Source organism: Pseudomonas sp. 300, assembly GCF_055803035.1.
Genome location: NZ_JAVLRV010000002.1, coordinates 3,872,816 through 3,886,925, shown reverse-complemented (window position 1 = coordinate 3,886,925; position 14,110 = coordinate 3,872,816). Strand labels below are relative to the sequence as shown.

At 58.5% G+C, this 14,110-nt stretch carries 15 protein-coding genes and 1 pseudogene; 8 read left to right on the top strand and 8 right to left on the bottom strand.

The genetic code is table 11. The annotated features are described in order from the left end of the window. Nucleotides 1-54: 54 nt before the first annotated feature. Nucleotides 55-966, bottom strand: coding sequence for a LysR family transcriptional regulator (locus Q7W83_RS24390; protein WP_150630429.1), 912 nt, complete (start codon nucleotides 964-966; stop codon nucleotides 55-57). A 216-nt stretch (nucleotides 967-1,182) separates the two neighbouring features. Between Q7W83_RS24390 and Q7W83_RS24385 the strand changes: the two genes are divergently transcribed. Both Q7W83_RS24385 and Q7W83_RS24380 read left to right on the top strand, forming a co-directional pair. After that, nucleotides 1,183-1,611 (top strand): DUF4160 domain-containing protein, encoded by a 429-nt coding sequence (locus tag Q7W83_RS24385; RefSeq protein ID WP_150630430.1) that lies wholly within the window; start codon nucleotides 1,183-1,185, stop codon nucleotides 1,609-1,611. Further along, nucleotides 1,608-2,054 (top strand): DUF2442 domain-containing protein, encoded by a 447-nt coding sequence (locus tag Q7W83_RS24380; protein WP_150638353.1) that lies wholly within the window; start codon nucleotides 1,608-1,610, stop codon nucleotides 2,052-2,054. The genes Q7W83_RS24385 and Q7W83_RS24380 overlap by 4 nt, the downstream gene beginning before the upstream one ends. A gap of 54 nt (nucleotides 2,055-2,108) precedes the next feature. On the opposite strand, the gene trmA is transcribed toward Q7W83_RS24380, so the two are convergent. Together trmA and Q7W83_RS24370 are read right to left on the bottom strand one after the other, a co-directional pair. Then, nucleotides 2,109-3,188, bottom strand: a complete 1,080-nt coding sequence (trmA, locus tag Q7W83_RS24375; protein ID WP_150638352.1) for a tRNA (uridine(54)-C5)-methyltransferase TrmA — start codon at nucleotides 3,186-3,188, stop codon at nucleotides 2,109-2,111. Continuing rightward, complete coding sequence (locus Q7W83_RS24370; protein WP_150630433.1) at nucleotides 3,185-4,480, bottom strand: NCS2 family permease; 1,296 nt, start codon at nucleotides 4,478-4,480, stop codon at nucleotides 3,185-3,187. The genes trmA and Q7W83_RS24370 overlap by 4 nt, the downstream gene beginning before the upstream one ends. 222 nt (nucleotides 4,481-4,702) lie before the next feature. Here Q7W83_RS24370 and Q7W83_RS24365 point away from each other — a divergent pair, with 222 nt between their 5' ends. Both Q7W83_RS24365 and Q7W83_RS24360 read left to right on the top strand, forming a co-directional pair. Continuing rightward, nucleotides 4,703-5,149: a DUF4879 domain-containing protein gene (locus Q7W83_RS24365; RefSeq protein ID WP_150638349.1), complete on the top strand. Its 447-nt coding sequence runs from the start codon at nucleotides 4,703-4,705 to the stop codon at nucleotides 5,147-5,149. 65 nt (nucleotides 5,150-5,214) lie between these two features. After that, nucleotides 5,215-5,766 (top strand): DJ-1 family glyoxalase III, encoded by a 552-nt coding sequence (locus Q7W83_RS24360; RefSeq protein ID WP_150630435.1) that lies wholly within the window; start codon nucleotides 5,215-5,217, stop codon nucleotides 5,764-5,766. A gap of 6 nt (nucleotides 5,767-5,772) precedes the next feature. On the opposite strand, the pseudogene Q7W83_RS24355 reads toward Q7W83_RS24360, so the two are convergent. Together Q7W83_RS24355 and Q7W83_RS24350 are read right to left on the bottom strand one after the other, a co-directional pair. After that, a pseudogene (locus Q7W83_RS24355) lies at nucleotides 5,773-5,877 on the bottom strand (HigA family addiction module antitoxin); the annotation flags it as partial. Nucleotides 5,878-5,927: 50 nt separating this feature from the next. Beyond that, the gene (locus tag Q7W83_RS24350; RefSeq protein ID WP_150638347.1) at nucleotides 5,928-7,166 is read right to left on the bottom strand and encodes an MFS transporter; all 1,239 of its coding nucleotides are present in this window, start codon (nucleotides 7,164-7,166) and stop codon (nucleotides 5,928-5,930) included. A 388-nt stretch (nucleotides 7,167-7,554) separates the two neighbouring features. Between Q7W83_RS24350 and Q7W83_RS24345 the strand changes: the two genes are divergently transcribed. The 3 genes from Q7W83_RS24345 to Q7W83_RS24335 are packed head-to-tail and all read left to right on the top strand — an operon-like array spanning nucleotide 7,555 to nucleotide 10,233. Continuing rightward, the gene (locus Q7W83_RS24345) at nucleotides 7,555-8,997 is read left to right on the top strand and encodes a cytochrome ubiquinol oxidase subunit I (protein WP_150630437.1); all 1,443 of its coding nucleotides are present in this window, start codon (nucleotides 7,555-7,557) and stop codon (nucleotides 8,995-8,997) included. Nucleotides 8,998-9,000: 3 nt separating this feature from the next. Continuing rightward, nucleotides 9,001-10,008, top strand: coding sequence for a cytochrome d ubiquinol oxidase subunit II (gene cydB / locus Q7W83_RS24340; protein ID WP_150630438.1), 1,008 nt, complete (start codon nucleotides 9,001-9,003; stop codon nucleotides 10,006-10,008). A gap of 57 nt (nucleotides 10,009-10,065) precedes the next feature. Then, nucleotides 10,066-10,233, top strand: coding sequence for a DUF2474 domain-containing protein (locus Q7W83_RS24335; RefSeq protein ID WP_064680606.1), 168 nt, complete (start codon nucleotides 10,066-10,068; stop codon nucleotides 10,231-10,233). A gap of 78 nt (nucleotides 10,234-10,311) precedes the next feature. On the opposite strand, the gene Q7W83_RS24330 is transcribed toward Q7W83_RS24335, so the two are convergent. Beyond that, on the bottom strand, nucleotides 10,312-11,436 hold the full coding sequence (locus Q7W83_RS24330) for a methyltransferase (protein WP_473657400.1): 1,125 nt from the start codon (nucleotides 11,434-11,436) through the stop codon (nucleotides 10,312-10,314). Nucleotides 11,437-11,586: 150 nt separating this feature from the next. Then, nucleotides 11,587-12,318: a helix-turn-helix transcriptional regulator gene (locus tag Q7W83_RS24325; RefSeq protein WP_473657397.1), complete on the bottom strand. Its 732-nt coding sequence runs from the start codon at nucleotides 12,316-12,318 to the stop codon at nucleotides 11,587-11,589. Nucleotides 12,319-12,651: 333 nt separating this feature from the next. Between Q7W83_RS24325 and Q7W83_RS24320 the strand changes: the two genes are divergently transcribed. After that, nucleotides 12,652-13,428: a ferredoxin--NADP reductase gene (locus Q7W83_RS24320; RefSeq protein ID WP_150654479.1), complete on the top strand. Its 777-nt coding sequence runs from the start codon at nucleotides 12,652-12,654 to the stop codon at nucleotides 13,426-13,428. Nucleotides 13,429-13,469: 41 nt separating this feature from the next. Here the strand turns inward: Q7W83_RS24320 and mscL are convergent, their stop codons facing one another. Next, a complete protein-coding gene (mscL, locus tag Q7W83_RS24315; protein ID WP_150630442.1) occupies nucleotides 13,470-13,886 on the bottom strand; it encodes a large-conductance mechanosensitive channel protein MscL in 417 nt (138 codons plus the stop codon). Nucleotides 13,887-14,110 lie beyond the last annotated feature (224 nt).

The window sequence follows — 14,110 nt, the reverse complement described above, 5'->3', positions numbered from 1 at the left end:
TGAAGAGGTGCCTCGACGAAGCTTTGTGTGCGGTGATCGGACGCTTTCGACCATTCAGCGTGGCAAATGCTCTACCAGAAAATCAATAAACGCCCGTAACCGCAGAGGCACATGGCGGCTTTGCGGGTAAAGGAGGGTGAATGGCCGTGACCGCCCGCCGTAAGGTTTGAGGACTTCCACCAGCGAGCCATCGGCCAGCTCCTTTTCGACGATGAACCGATAGGTCTGGAACAGGCCCGCCCCATGTTTGGCCAGGGTCACACCGCCCAGAACGTCGTCAGAACAACTGAGATCGCCCTCGGCGAGAATCTCGCGCTGCACCCCATCGTCGTTGAACAGCCAGGCAATCCGCCGACCGCTGCTGGGCAAATCGTACTGGATACATTCGTGCTGTTTGAGATCATCCAGGGTTTGCGGTATGCCCGCGCGTTTCAGGTAATCGGGGCTGGCGATCATCACCAGTTCCGCGTCCTCAAGTTGCCGGGCGATCAGCCCTGAATCCGGAATCGCCCGCACACGGATGGCCAGGTCATAGCCTTCACCGACGAAATCAATGTTGCGGTTGCTGATATGCGATTCGACTTTTACTTGCGGAAAGCGCTCCCGAAACGCCGGCAGCAACGGCAGGATCCGGTGATGCGCATACGTCGTGGGAATGCTGATGCGCAACGTGCCGGAAGGCTGCTGCTGCTGGCCCATGACCTCTCGTTGGGCCTCGACCAGTTGCGCCAGCGCCTGGCGGCATTCTTCGTAATAGCGGCGCCCGCTGTCGGTCAGTTTGACGCTGCGAGTGGTGCGCGCGAACAGCCGTACACCCAGGCGTTCTTCCATGCGCGATACGGAACGGCTCACCGCTGCGGGGGTCACGCCGGCCACCAGCGCGGCAGCGGTAAAGCTGCCCGCTTCGGCGGCGAGGCAAAACAGTTCGATGCTGCCGAGCTGAAGATCGTCGAATGTTCGCTGCATGATTGATTACACCGGAGATCAAATGAAGGGCTTGATGCAGTGTTTATCAAATTGCGGAAAGGATTGCTTACCATTTTTGCCCCGGATCGCCGCGCTCGATTTGCGTTGGAACGCTAGCCTCAAGTTCGGCTGGCAATGTGCACGCCTGTACCGGTTATCGGATTTTTAAAGGAATGACGAGTCCTCGGGCTCATTAACCTAACGGATGGGTTAACAATGAAATTGTTCAGCTACAAAGGGCTTTCAGTGGTGATCATGCTCCTTGACGAGCATTGCCCGCCGCACGCACATGTGGATGCCGGAAGCTGGAGCGCACGCTTCAAATTCAGTTTTTGGCACAACAGTGTCGAACTGTGGGACGTGGTGCCCCATTCAAACCGGCCACCGGTGGCCGTGCTGGAAGGGTTGCGTCACGCGCTCAGACAACCCGCTCACTTGCGTCGCGCCCGGAGCATCTGGTGGGAAAAGCTGCACACGGTCTGCCTCGACCATCAGATATGGGACTGGCAAACCGGCGAAGTTGTGGTGGCCAAAAGGATTGCCAGTACGACCACCATGATTTATTCGGCTTGCTATGAGCCCGAGACGAACAAGACCCTGCTGTCGCTGATCGGTGTTTGGGAGGGCGTGGAGATCAAACTATGAAAACGATAGAAGCAAGCATGATGGCCGATCGTCCCGTCACCGAGGACGTGCTGGATGAAGCCATCCGGCGAGGGCAAGTACGTCACAAAAGCGGTTTGCAGGCGACTGCCGTGTCCTTCGTGGAACCATGTCTGGCCGTCAGTTTCATTGATGGCAGTGGCGTGCTGCTGCCTGTGCAGCACTATCCCGAATTCAATGATTTCGAGGTCGAGGATTTCGCCGGGCTGAAAGTCGGCTTTTCCGGAACCGCCCTCTGCCATGAGGGCAAGGATCTTCAAGTCTCGATCGCCGGCATGATCTCGGCGAGCAAGCCGCTGATGGACATGGCCGCCTCGGTCATCGCTTCGCGCAATGGTCGCCAAAGCAGTGCCGCCAAAGCCGAGGCCGCGCGGGCCAATGGTCGCAAGGGCGGGCGTCCGCGCAAGCCAGAAATCACTGAATGAGCGCGCACAAAAAAGCCGTCGAAATGACGGCTGTTTTGTATCGGACGGCTGCAATCAACGTCGGGTCAACAGCACCCCGGACTCCATGTGGTGAGTCCACGGGAACTGGTCGAACATTGCGCATCGGGTAATGCGGTGGGTGTCGTGCAACTGGGCGATGTTGGCCGCGAGGGTTTCCGGGTTGCAGGAGATGTACAGGATGTTGTCGAAGCGCCGGGTCAATTCGCAGGTGTCCGGGTCCATGCCGGCGCGAGGCGGGTCGACGAAGACGCTGCCGAATTCGTAGCTCTTGAGGTCAATGCCTTGCAGGCGACGGAACGGGCGAACTTCGTTCAAGGCCTCGGTCAGCTCTTCGGCGGACAGACGCACCAGCGTGACGTTGTCCACCGCGTTTTCGCTGAGGTTGCTCAGTGCCGCGTTGACCGAGGTCTTGCTGATTTCGGTGGCCAACACTTTACGTACGCGGGTAGCGAGCGGAAGCGTGAAGTTGCCGTTGCCGCAATACAGCTCCAACAGATCGTCGGGACGATCGCCGAGCGCGTCATAAGCCCAATTGAGCATCTTTTGGTTCACGGTGCCGTTGGGCTGGGTGAACGCGCCTTCCGGTTGACGGTAGCTGAACGTGCGGCCACCGACTTGCAGTTTTTCGACCACGTAATCGTGACCGATCACTTCGCGTTTGCCCTTGGAGCGGCCGATCACACTGACGTTAAGCTCGGCGGCGAGTTTCGATGCCGCAGCGTGCCAGTGTTCGTCCAGAGGACGGTGGTAGCACAGCGTGATCATTGCATCGCCGGCCAGGGTGGTCAGGAATTCCACCTGAAACAGCTTGTGGCTCAGGGCCGCACTGGCTTTCCACGCGGCTTTCAGTTGCGGCATCAATTCGTTGATGCGCAGGCTGGCGATCGGGAACGCTTCGATCAGGATCGGTGTGCGTTTGTCTTCCTGGGAAAACATCGCGTAGTGGCGCTCGCCGCCTTCACGCCACAAGCGGAACTCGGCGCGCAGGCGGAAGTTTTTCAGCGGCGAATCGAACACGGTCGGCTCAGGTGCATCGAACGGGGCCAGCAGGTCGCGCAGGCGCGAGACCTTTTCTTCGAGCTGAGCGGTGTAAGCCTGGGAATCAAAAGTCATGCGTTGAACCAACCCAACTTGATCACGAACAGAATCGACAGAATCACCAGCGCCGGGTTCAGTTCACGGCCGCGACCGGACAGCAACTTGATCGCGGTCCAGGAGATGAAACCGAAGGCGATGCCGTTGGCGATGGAATACGTGAATGGCATGGCCAGTGCAGTGACCACGACCGGTGCGGCAACGGTGATGTCGTCCCAGTCTATTTCGGCCAGGCCGGAAGTCATCAGCACGGCGACGAACAGCAGTGCCGGTGCCGTGGCGTATGCCGGAATGCTGGCGGCCAGTGGCGAGAAGAACAACGCCAGCAGGAACAGAATCGCCACGACAATGGCCGTCAGACCGGTGCGGCCACCGGCACTGACGCCGGCGGCGGATTCGATGTAGCTGGTGGTGGTCGACGTACCCAGCAACGAACCGGCCATAGCCGCGGTACTGTCGGCGATCAGGGCGCGGCCCATTTTCGGCATGTGGCCGTCCTTGCCCATCAGGCCGGCGCGCTTGGCGACGCCAATGAGGGTGCCGGAGTTGTCGAACAGGTCGACGAACAGGAAGGCGAAAATCACGCTGACCAGACCGATGTCCAGTGCACCCTTGATGTCCAGTTGCAGGAAGGTCGGCGCCAGCGAAGGCGGCATCGACATCACGCCGCCGAACGGGGTGAAGCCCATCAGGATCGAAACGATGGTCACCGCCAGAATCCCGATCAGTACTGCACCGCGTACGGCCAGCGCTTCGAGGGCGACGATCAGGGCGAAGCCAAGCGTTGCGAGGATCGGAGCCGGTTGTTTCAGGTCACCGAGACCGACCATGGTCGCCGGATTGCTGACCACGATGCCGGCGTTGTGCAGGGCAATCAGCGCCAGGAACAGGCCGATACCGGCAGCAATCGCCGAACGCAGCGGCAGCGGGATGCTGTTGATGATCCATTCACGGATGCGGAAGATCGACAGCAGGAAGAACAGCACTGCCGAGATGAACACCGCGCCCAGCGCCACTTGCCATGTGTGGCCCATGTGCAGAACCACGGTGTATGTGAAGAAGGCATTCAGGCCCATGCCCGGTGCGAGGGCGATCGGGTAGTTGGCGATCAGGCCCATCACCGTGGAGCCGATGGCCGCGGCCAGACACGTCGCGACAAACACCGCACCCTTGTCCATGCCGGTCTCGCCGAGGATGCTCGGGTTGACGAACAGAATATAGGCCATGGCCAGGAAGGTCGTGATGCCCGCAAGAATCTCGGTCCGCACGTTGGTGTTGTGTGCCTTGAGTTGAAACAGCCTTTCCAGCATGTCTGCTCCCCGTGGCGCGCCCGGCGCCGTGAATGTATCGACCTCAACAGCAAAGCACAGACCGCTGCAGGCGCCTGGTAATTTTCTGTGGGTCGGAAAAAGCCGCGCATCATACCAGCCGCGTGGGGTTGTGGCTGCTTATGGTGGTGATCGTCGTCGATGTTTTGCGTTAAAGCCAAGTGCGCCATACTGCGCGCTGGTTTTGGGGGACATGGGGATAGCATGAAAACGCATCTGGTTAACGTATTCGCAATAGTGATTGGCTTGTTGCTGGGGGCACAAACCGCCTCGGCGGCGTCGGCGGCGCCGTTGAGTCAGGTCAAGGTGCTCAAGGTCGAGTCGCCGGCCTGCGGGTTTGAAGACATTGGCGATGGGCAAGAGAAAACCCGTTGCGATCACAGCGGGCCGAACATCAAGATCTACGTGCTGGAAGTCGGCTACGGCCGCAAGGCGCAAGTCGGGCTCGACGGTTTTGACGTGGACGGCACCCGGACTCCGGTTTGCGCCTTTGATAATGGCAACCTGACCGATTGCACCGTCGGCAGAAAAACCGTCGGTTATCTGTATGTCTTTGATCTGGCCGGCAAGCAGGAAGGCACGTTCACCTTCAGCAACACGTCGATCAACGCGCCGGGCAATACGATGTCGACGCAGCTTTACATCAAGTAACGCCCGCCCGAACGGAGAGCAGGAAAGCTGACTACGCTGTAAAGATCATCCTGTGGACTGCACTCATGACCTTTAGAGCCCTGATTACCCTCGCCGAGGGCATCGATGACCTGCAAGCCGCGACGCTGATCGATGTGCTGCGCCGCGCCAAGGTTGAAGTGGTGGTGGCCAGCATCGAGGGCCGGCGCATGCTCACCTGTGCCCGCGGCACCCGCGTGACGGCCGATGCGATGCTGGTGGATTTGCTGGCCCAGCCCTTTGACCTGATCGCACTGCCCGGCGGTGCAGTCGGCGCGCAGCATCTGGCGGCGCATCAACCCTTGCAACAATTGATCAAGGATCAGGCGGCGGCCGGACGTCTGTTCGCCGGCATCGCCGAAGCCCCTGCGCTGGCACTGCAAACCTTTGGCGTCCTGCGTCAGCGGCGGATGACGTGCCTGCCTAGTGCCAGCCATCAACTGTCGGGTTGCAACTTTGTCGATCAACCGGTGGTGGTCGATGGCAACTGCGTGACCGCTCAAGGTTCCGGGGGCGCACTCGCGTTTGCCCTGACACTGGTGGAACAACTCTGCGGCAAAGCTGCGCGGGCGACGGTGGCGGGGGAGTTGGTGGTTTAGAGCATGTCAGGCGTGAACGGCAAGCGGTTTGATGATCGGTTGTTCCCGCTGCTCTGCTTGCCAAAGATCGTAGTCGGTCTGAACCCCTAACCACATACGCGCCTTGCCAATCACTATCTATGTATTGCACTTGGTCGGCAAAATTGTGCTCTAGCCCTGGTTCAAACCCTGGCTTCTTCCACCGGCACATGCATACGATCACGGTTGGCCAACGTCGGGAAAAGCTTGATCCACACCCCGGTGACCACCAACGTGCCGATACCGCCCATGACCACCGCCGGCACCGTGCCGAACCAGTGAGCGGTAAGGCCGGATTCGAACTCACCCAACTGGTTCGAGGCGCCGATGAACAGGCCGTTTACCGCGCTGACCCGGCCACGCATTTCATCCGGTGTTTCCAGTTGCACGAAGGACGCGCGGATTACCATGCTGATCATGTCTGCCGCGCCCAACACCACCAGCACAGCCAGCGAGAACCAAAACGAGGTCGACAGGCCGAACGCAATGGTCGCGACGCCAAACACACCCACGGCGGTAAACATCACCCGACCGACCTTGCGATCCACCGAGAATCGCGCCAGCCACAGCGACATCAGCAACGCACCGACTGCCGGAGCTGAACGCAGCAGGCCCAGCCCCCATGGCCCGGTCAGCAGAATGTCCTTGGCGAACACCGGCAGCAACGCCGTCGCTCCGCCGAGCAGCACTGCAAACAGATCGAGGGAAATCGCGCCGAGAATATCCGGACGGCTGCGAATGAAACGGACACCTGCCAGCAGCGAATCGAGGGTCGCCTTGCCTTTGTTCAGCGGCGTTTGCCGGGCGGGCAGGTTGAGCATTAACAGGCAGGCGATCACATAAAGGATCACGGTCGGCCCGTAGACCCAGACGCTGCCGAAGGCATACAACAAACCACCCAAGGCCGGGGCGACGATGGTTGCCGATTGTTGCGCCGACTGTGCAGCGGCGACGGCGCGGGGGAACAGCGCAGCGGGAACGATGCTCGGCAATAGCGCCTGGGTGGTCGGCATCTCGAAGGAGCGAGCGGCGCCGAGCAGGAACGCGAGGATGAAGATCATTTCCCGGGTGACGTGGCCGGTAGCGCCGCCAATCGCCAGCGTCAGCGCAATCAATGCCTGCAGTGACTGACAGATGGCCGCGACTTTACGGCGGTCATAGCGGTCGGCGACGTGCCCGGTGTGCAGCATGAACAGCACGCGCGGGGCAAATTCCACCAGACCGACCAGGCCCAGGTCCAGCACGTTGCCGGTCAGTTGATAGAGGTTCCAGCCGATGGCCACGGTGAGCATCTGAAAGCCGCTGGCAGTAAACACCCGAGCCAGCCAGAACGCGATGAAAGGGCGATGATGACGTAACAGCAAGGGCGCTTGGCTGGGCATCGGTGGCAGATCTTGAGCGAGGGGAGGTTCGAGATTATCACCAACCTGTAACTAGAAGTTGCGGGGCCGGAAAATTTAGTTAGCTAGACACCGATATGGCGGGATTGCTTACGGAATGTGTTGCAGCTGATTGCCGAATCCATGAGGCAACCTGTCACGCGGCAAAAGACCACACCGTCCATCGTCAAAAACCGGACTACTCTTTTACCCATGCTTGATCCAGATCAAAACCTTTGTGGAATTGATTCGGTGGCCAGATGGCCAGACTCCCTGCGTGTGATGTTTGTAAAAAGAAGAACGAATTCAAATTCGCCACACTCCATATCCGTGGGGGCCGTGGGTGTAGGCCGCAAGCCTTCAGCCGGTATTACCTGACAGAGGAAGACTTATGTTCGGTTTGGAGGCGCTTGATCTCGCCCGAATTCAGTTCGCGTTCACCATCTCGTTCCACATCCTGTTTCCGGCCATCACCATTGGTCTGGCGAGTTACCTGGCGGTACTCGAAGGCCTGTGGCTGAAAACCAACAACGATACTTACCGCGATCTGTACCACTTCTGGTCGAAGATCTTTGCCGTCAACTTCGGCATGGGCGTGGTCTCCGGGTTGGTCATGGCTTATCAGTTCGGCACCAACTGGAGCCGTTTCTCGGACTTCGCCGGTTCCGTGACCGGGCCGTTGCTGACCTACGAAGTACTGACTGCCTTCTTCCTCGAAGCCGGTTTCCTAGGGGTCATGCTGTTCGGCTGGAACAAGGTCGGACGCAATCTGCACTTCTTCGCCACTATCATGGTCGCCATCGGCACGCTGATCTCGACCTTCTGGATTCTCGCGTCCAACAGCTGGATGCAGACCCCGCAGGGCTTCGAAATCATCAACGGCCAGGTCATTCCAACCGACTGGCTGGCGGTGATCTTCAACCCGTCGTTCCCGTACCGCCTGATGCACATGGCGACGGCCGCGTTTGTCGCCACCGCATTCTTCGTCGGATCCTCGGCGGCGTGGCATTTACTGCGCGGCAAGGACAACCCGGCGATCCGCACCATGCTCTCGATGGCGATGTGGATGGCCCTGATCGTTGCACCGATTCAGGCGGTCATCGGCGACTTCCACGGTCTCAATACGTTGAAGCATCAACCGGCGAAAATCGCCGCGATTGAAGGCCACTGGGAAAACCACGGCGATGAACCGACCCCGCTGATCCTGTTCGGCTGGCCGGACATGAAAGAAGAGAGGACCAAATTCGCCGTCGAAATTCCGTATCTGGGCAGCCTGATCCTCACGCATTCCCTGGACAAACAGGTGCCGGCGCTCAAGGAGTTTCCGCCGGAAGACCGACCAAATTCGACCATCGTGTTCTGGTCGTTCCGGATCATGGTCGGCCTGGGCATGCTGATGATCTTTACCGGTCTGTGGAGCCTGTGGCTACGCAAAAGCGACAAGTTGTATACCTCGCGACCGTTCCTGTACCTGGCGTTGTGGATGGGCCCGTCCGGCCTGATCGCGATCCTTGCCGGTTGGTTTACCACTGAAATCGGCCGTCAGCCGTGGGTGGTGTACGGTTTGATGCGCACGGCAGACGCATCGTCCAATCACAGCTTCATGCAGATGAGCATCACGCTGATCCTGTTTGTCGTGGTCTATTTCGCGCTGTTCGGTGCCGGACTGGGTTACATGATGCGCCTGGTGCGCAAAGGGCCGAAGATCGACGAAGGCAAGGAAACCAACGACGGTGGTCCTGGCCAGAAACGCACGCCGGCCCGTCCGCTGTCGGCGGCTGACGATGATGGCGCCGAAAGTGACCACAGCCCCAGCCTGACCAAGGAGATTTGAGTCATGGGTATTGATCTTCCGCTGATCTGGGCCGTGATCATCATCTTCGGCATCATGATGTACGTGGTCATGGACGGCTTTGATCTGGGCATCGGGATTCTCTTCCCGTTCATCCCGGGCAAGACCGACCGTGACGTGATGATGAACACTGTCGCGCCAGTCTGGGACGGCAACGAAACCTGGCTGGTGCTGGGCGGCGCGGCACTGTTCGGCGCCTTCCCGCTGGCGTATTCGGTGGTGCTCTCGGCGCTGTACCTGCCGCTGATTTTCATGCTGATCGGGCTGATCTTTCGCGGCGTGGCGTTCGAGTTCCGCTTCAAGGCCAAGGATGACAAGCGCCATCTGTGGGACAAAGCGTTCATCGGCGGCTCGGTCGCCGCGACCTTCTTCCAGGGCGTGGCATTGGGGGCGTTCATCGATGGGCTGCCGGTGGTCAACCGTCAGTTCGCCGGCGGGTCACTGGACTGGCTGACGCCCTTCACGATGTTCTGCGGCGTGGCGTTGGTGGTGGCTTATGCGCTGCTCGGCTGCACGTGGCTGATCATGAAAACCGAAGGCAAGTTGCAGGAGCAGATGCACAACCTGGCGCGGCCGTTGGCCTTTGTGGTGCTGGCGGTGATTGGTATCGTCAGCATCTGGACGCCGCTGGCCCACGCCGAGATCGCCGCGCGCTGGTTCACGTTGCCGAATCTGTTCTGGTTCCTGCCGGTGCCTATTCTGGTGCTCGTGACTATGTACGGCTTGATCCGCGCCGTGGCTCGCAATGCGAACTACACCCCGTTCCTGCTGACCCTGGTACTGATCTTCCTCGGCTACAGCGGTCTGGGCATCAGCCTGTGGCCGAACATCGTGCCGCCGTCGATCTCGATCTGGGACGCCGCCGCACCGCCGCAGAGTCAGGGCTTCATGCTGGTCGGCACCTTGTTCATCATCCCGTTCATCCTGGGTTACACCTTCTGGAGCTACTACGTATTCCGCGGCAAGGTTACCCATGAAGATGGTTACCACTAGCGCACACGGCAATGGCGCAGGCTTGAGACCTGCGCCATTTCAGAGGAGATCACGATGATGGCTGGCAAACATTCCTTGCAGGAAATCGAAGCAGCAGAGAAAAAGCCGCTGTGGCAGCGGCTCGGTTGGTTGGCGATGATCTGGACCGGCAGCGTCGTGGCGCTGTTCATCGTTGCGAGCCTGATGCGCATGTTCATGAATGCTGCAGGCCTGTCGACCCACTGAATTCGCAAAATCCCATCCCGATGCCTTGCGGCACGGATTTACAACCCTCCCGCGCTGGAGGGTTTTTTTTGTCCGGGATTATTTTCGGGCTTTGAGGATCACGAACTTCGGTGTGGCGGCCACTTGTTCGACGCCGCGGAACAACCGCGCCAGTTTGCTGTGGTAACCCAGATGACGATTGCCGACGATGTACAGCGCACCGCCCACCACGAGTGCTTCCCGCGCCTGCTGGAACATCCGCCAGGCGAGGAAGTCGCCCACGACTTGTTGCTGGTGGAACGGCGGATTGCACAGCACCACGTCCAGTGACTGCGGTTCCTGCCCGGCCAGACCATCCCCGGCACGCACGATCACGTCCCGGTCACCCAGCGCCGCGCGCCAGTTTTCGGCGGCCGATTGCACGGCCATGAAGGATTCGTCCACCAGCGTGTAGTGCGCCTGCGGGTTTTGCAGTGCGCTGGCAATGGCCAACACGCCGTTACCGCAGCCCAGATCAGCGACCCGTGCCGCGCCGAGGTTTGTCGGCAAGTGTGGCAAAAAGGCTCGCGTACCGATATCCAGCCCTTCGCGACAAAACACATTGGCGTGGTTGAGCAGCTCAATCGCTGGCACATCCAGCCGATAGCGAGTCGGGTAGGGCGACGTCGCAGGGGCTTTCGCTTCAGCGGTGGCCATTAACAGTCGAGCCTTTTTCACCGCCAGCGAGGCTTGAACCGGGCCGATGTAGCGCTCCAGCAAATCCCCGGCGGCGCGTGGCAGATGCTTGATCATGGCGCCGGCAATCACTTGGGCTCCGGGCGCCAATTGGCTTTGCAGACGGATCAATTGCTCCTCTAGCAAGGCCAGGGTTTTCGGCACGCGGATCAGGACCCGATCAAACGGGCCGCTAAACGCTTCGCTGGCAGGCACGCGAGGCACGGCATCAAATGCCTGAGCGTTACGGATCAGATTTTTTTCCAGGCCCTGAAAGGCCAGGAACGAGTCGCCGCTGCTGGTCACCTGAACCTTGCCCACGAGGCTGGCGGCCAATGCGCCAAAGCTGTCGTTGAGCACCAACACTCGAGTGTTCGCGCTCGGTTGCTGGTCGGCCAAATGATTGAGCAGGTACTCGTCGGCGGCATCAAACGCTTGCAACGGTTCGTTCTGCTGTTCTGGCTGGCGGATCAGGTCGAGGCGGGCGAAGGGTGTTTCGAGCAAAGGCATGGGGCGGGGCTCTGGGTCAATCAACGGGTATCCCGCGGCTCAGGGGCGTTATAGCGGGCGAGACCGTCTGAGTGCACTGCGTCGTGAAGGTTCGCACGTCTACACTCAGGAGGAATCGCAAATGGTACGTTACTCGCCGGTTTTAATCGATCAACGTATCGAGGTGCTGCTGAGGTAGCCTGCCTTGAGGGCGGCGATAATGGCCGCAATTTTGTTACTGACCCCGAGTTTATCGATCGAACTTTGAATGTGAAAATGGATGGTCCGTGCACTCAGATTCAGAATTCGTGCGCTTTCTTCTGCCGTCTTGCCGGCTGCCGCCAGTTCCAGGACGTCGATTTCCCGGGGAGATAAATGCGGAGCGGATGGCTTCAGCATTTTCTTGGGCAGTGATTGTGCGATCAGCGTATGAAGATGTCGGCACATGAACATCGAAAAACCGAGATTTTCATACAATTCCAGGGCCGTGATCGGGCAATGGCTCCTTGCCAGGCTCAGAATGCTGCAGAGGCCGCTCTCTTCGTCATGCAGTGATTGCGACCAGCCGTGCTGCAAACCTTGTGCTTCAAGAGCTTCCCACAGCGAAGGAACGTTGGAGAAAAGAGTTTCGCTCCACAAAATGGGCAGCGTGGAGTGATTGCAATGAGCCACTACCGGATCCACCGAACTCAAATTCTTTTGTTTATATTCCTTGTTCCAGCTCGCCGGGTAATTGTTGCGCTGGATAGTGTTGAACTGGTTGTTTTTTGTTTGATAAGTAGTTGAAAAGGCGAAAAATTTAAACCCGATGTTTTTCGCGAATTCAAGTGCAATCGGGTACGCGGTATCTATATCCAGCGTTCTCGATAGTTGGTTGAGTTGTGATTCCTTCCAACGTTCCATCCTGTATCTCCATTTCACAATCTGCTGGGGTGCTGTTTGGATCCAAGATCCAGCACGAGCCGAGTGTAGGATGAATCTTACAGGCAGGTGAGATTTTTTGGCTTTACTGCGCGTTAAAAATTAAATATCAGGTTCTAAACAAATTAGACAAATAAGATCGCTATTGAATGCTGTGTTTAATGTGATTGCCCAGTTTTTAACTGAGTGGTACGTCTAATGATTTAAATACTCGTTGTAATGTCCACGATGACAAATTAAAACACTACAAAAAGTGGGTGTTTGTTTCCCAGGCTTTGCTGGACACTGGACGCTATCTGTTGAATGGAGCGCCCCATGACTGCCAGTGCAGAAAAATACACGCGCCAGACCCTGCTCGACGTCAAGCCGTTGACCCCGAACCTGTTCACCCTGCGCACGACAAGGGATCCCGGCTTTCGTTTTCGTGCGGGGCAATTCGCCAGGCTGGGGGTGACCAAGCCGGACGGCAGCGTTGTTTGGCGTGCCTATTCCATGGTCTCTTCGCCTTATGACGAGTTCCTCGAATTCTTTTCCATCGTGGTGCCGGGGGGAGAATTCACCAGTGAGCTCAGTCGGCTGGGTGTCGGCGATACGCTGCTAGTGGACCGCCAGGCTTTTGGTTACCTCACGCTTGACCGCTTCGTCGACGGGCGGGACCTCTGGTTGTTATCCACAGGCACGGGCGTGGCGCCTTTTCTGTCGATCCTGCAGGACTTCGAGGTCTGGGAGAAATTCGAACGAATCATCCTCGTCTACAGTGTGCGTGAAGCCCGGGAGCTGGCGTATCAGGCGCTGATCGCGGAGCTGGTGCAGCGTGACTATCTGGCCGAATACGCACACAAGTTTCAGTACATTGCCACGGTCACCCGCGAACAACATCCGGGTGCCTTGAATGGTCGAATCACCACCTTGATAGAGAGTGGCGAAATGGAGCGAGCAGCAGGTGCGTCGCTGACAGCCGAGCATTCGCGGGTCATGCTTTGTGGTAACCCGCAGATGATCGATGACACGCGAAAGTTGCTGAAACAGCGCGACATGCACCTGAGTCTCAGCCGACGCCCCGGGCACGTGGCGGTGGAAAATTACTGGTAAAAAAAACGGCGCAACGAGGCGCCGTTTTTGTCTGCATCAGATCATTCAGGCCGATTGTTCTGGGCCTTCAGCAGATCACGGATCTCACCCAGCAGCTCTTCTTCCTTGGTCGGAACCGGCGGCAGGGTGGGCGCAACGGCCTCTTCGCGCTTCAAGCGGTTGATGGCTTTGACGCCCATGAAAATCGCGAACGCGACGATGATGAAGTCGATCATGCTCTGGATGAATTTGCCGTACGCCAGCACCACTGCGGGAATGTCCCCGTTGGCTGCCTTGAGCGTAATGGCCAGGTCACTGAAATCCACCCCACCGATCAGCATGCCGATTGGCGGCATGACCACGTCGCCGACAAACGACGAAACGATCTTGCCGAAGGCCGCACCAATGATGATACCGACCGCCATATCAACCACGTTGCCTTTGACCGCGAAGGCCTTGAACTCACTTATCACGCCCATAGGTTATTTCCTTGTTACAGATGAGGTTGGTAATGCAGTGTAAATCAGCCAAATCGTTCTTGCCCGAAACACCTGCTTACAGCGCTAGCCCGCTATCGACCAGATCATCGGTAAAAAGTTTTCAAAATGCCATCATTGATGGGTAAATCTGCTCGTTCCAGGCGCGTTCCCGCTATCCATCTGAAGGACGTTACTCGTCATTCAGGCGCTTGTGCCGATCAGCG

Excerpts from the sequence above, each read along its gene's own strand:
- Q7W83_RS24390 (WP_150630429.1), bottom strand. The coding sequence starts at position 966 with ATGCAGCGAACATTCGACGATCTTCAGCTCGGCAGCATCGAACTGTTT.
- Q7W83_RS24385 (WP_150630430.1), top strand. The coding sequence starts at position 1,183 with ATGAAATTGTTCAGCTACAAAGGGCTTTCAGTGGTGATCATGCTCCTT.
- Q7W83_RS24380 (WP_150638353.1), top strand. The coding sequence starts at position 1,608 with ATGAAAACGATAGAAGCAAGCATGATGGCCGATCGTCCCGTCACCGAG.
- trmA (WP_150638352.1), bottom strand. The coding sequence starts at position 3,188 with ATGACTTTTGATTCCCAGGCTTACACCGCTCAGCTCGAAGAAAAGGTC.
- Q7W83_RS24370 (WP_150630433.1), bottom strand. The coding sequence starts at position 4,480 with ATGCTGGAAAGGCTGTTTCAACTCAAGGCACACAACACCAACGTGCGG.
- Q7W83_RS24365 (WP_150638349.1), top strand. The coding sequence starts at position 4,703 with ATGAAAACGCATCTGGTTAACGTATTCGCAATAGTGATTGGCTTGTTG.
- Q7W83_RS24360 (WP_150630435.1), top strand. The coding sequence starts at position 5,215 with ATGACCTTTAGAGCCCTGATTACCCTCGCCGAGGGCATCGATGACCTG.
- Q7W83_RS24350 (WP_150638347.1), bottom strand. The coding sequence starts at position 7,166 with ATGCCCAGCCAAGCGCCCTTGCTGTTACGTCATCATCGCCCTTTCATC.
- Q7W83_RS24345 (WP_150630437.1), top strand. The coding sequence starts at position 7,555 with ATGTTCGGTTTGGAGGCGCTTGATCTCGCCCGAATTCAGTTCGCGTTC.
- cydB (WP_150630438.1), top strand. The coding sequence starts at position 9,001 with ATGGGTATTGATCTTCCGCTGATCTGGGCCGTGATCATCATCTTCGGC.
- Q7W83_RS24335 (WP_064680606.1), top strand. The coding sequence starts at position 10,066 with ATGGCTGGCAAACATTCCTTGCAGGAAATCGAAGCAGCAGAGAAAAAG.
- Q7W83_RS24330 (WP_473657400.1), bottom strand. The coding sequence starts at position 11,436 with ATGCCTTTGCTCGAAACACCCTTCGCCCGCCTCGACCTGATCCGCCAG.
- Q7W83_RS24325 (WP_473657397.1), bottom strand. The coding sequence starts at position 12,318 with ATGGAACGTTGGAAGGAATCACAACTCAACCAACTATCGAGAACGCTG.
- Q7W83_RS24320 (WP_150654479.1), top strand. The coding sequence starts at position 12,652 with ATGACTGCCAGTGCAGAAAAATACACGCGCCAGACCCTGCTCGACGTC.
- mscL (WP_150630442.1), bottom strand. The coding sequence starts at position 13,886 with ATGGGCGTGATAAGTGAGTTCAAGGCCTTCGCGGTCAAAGGCAACGTG.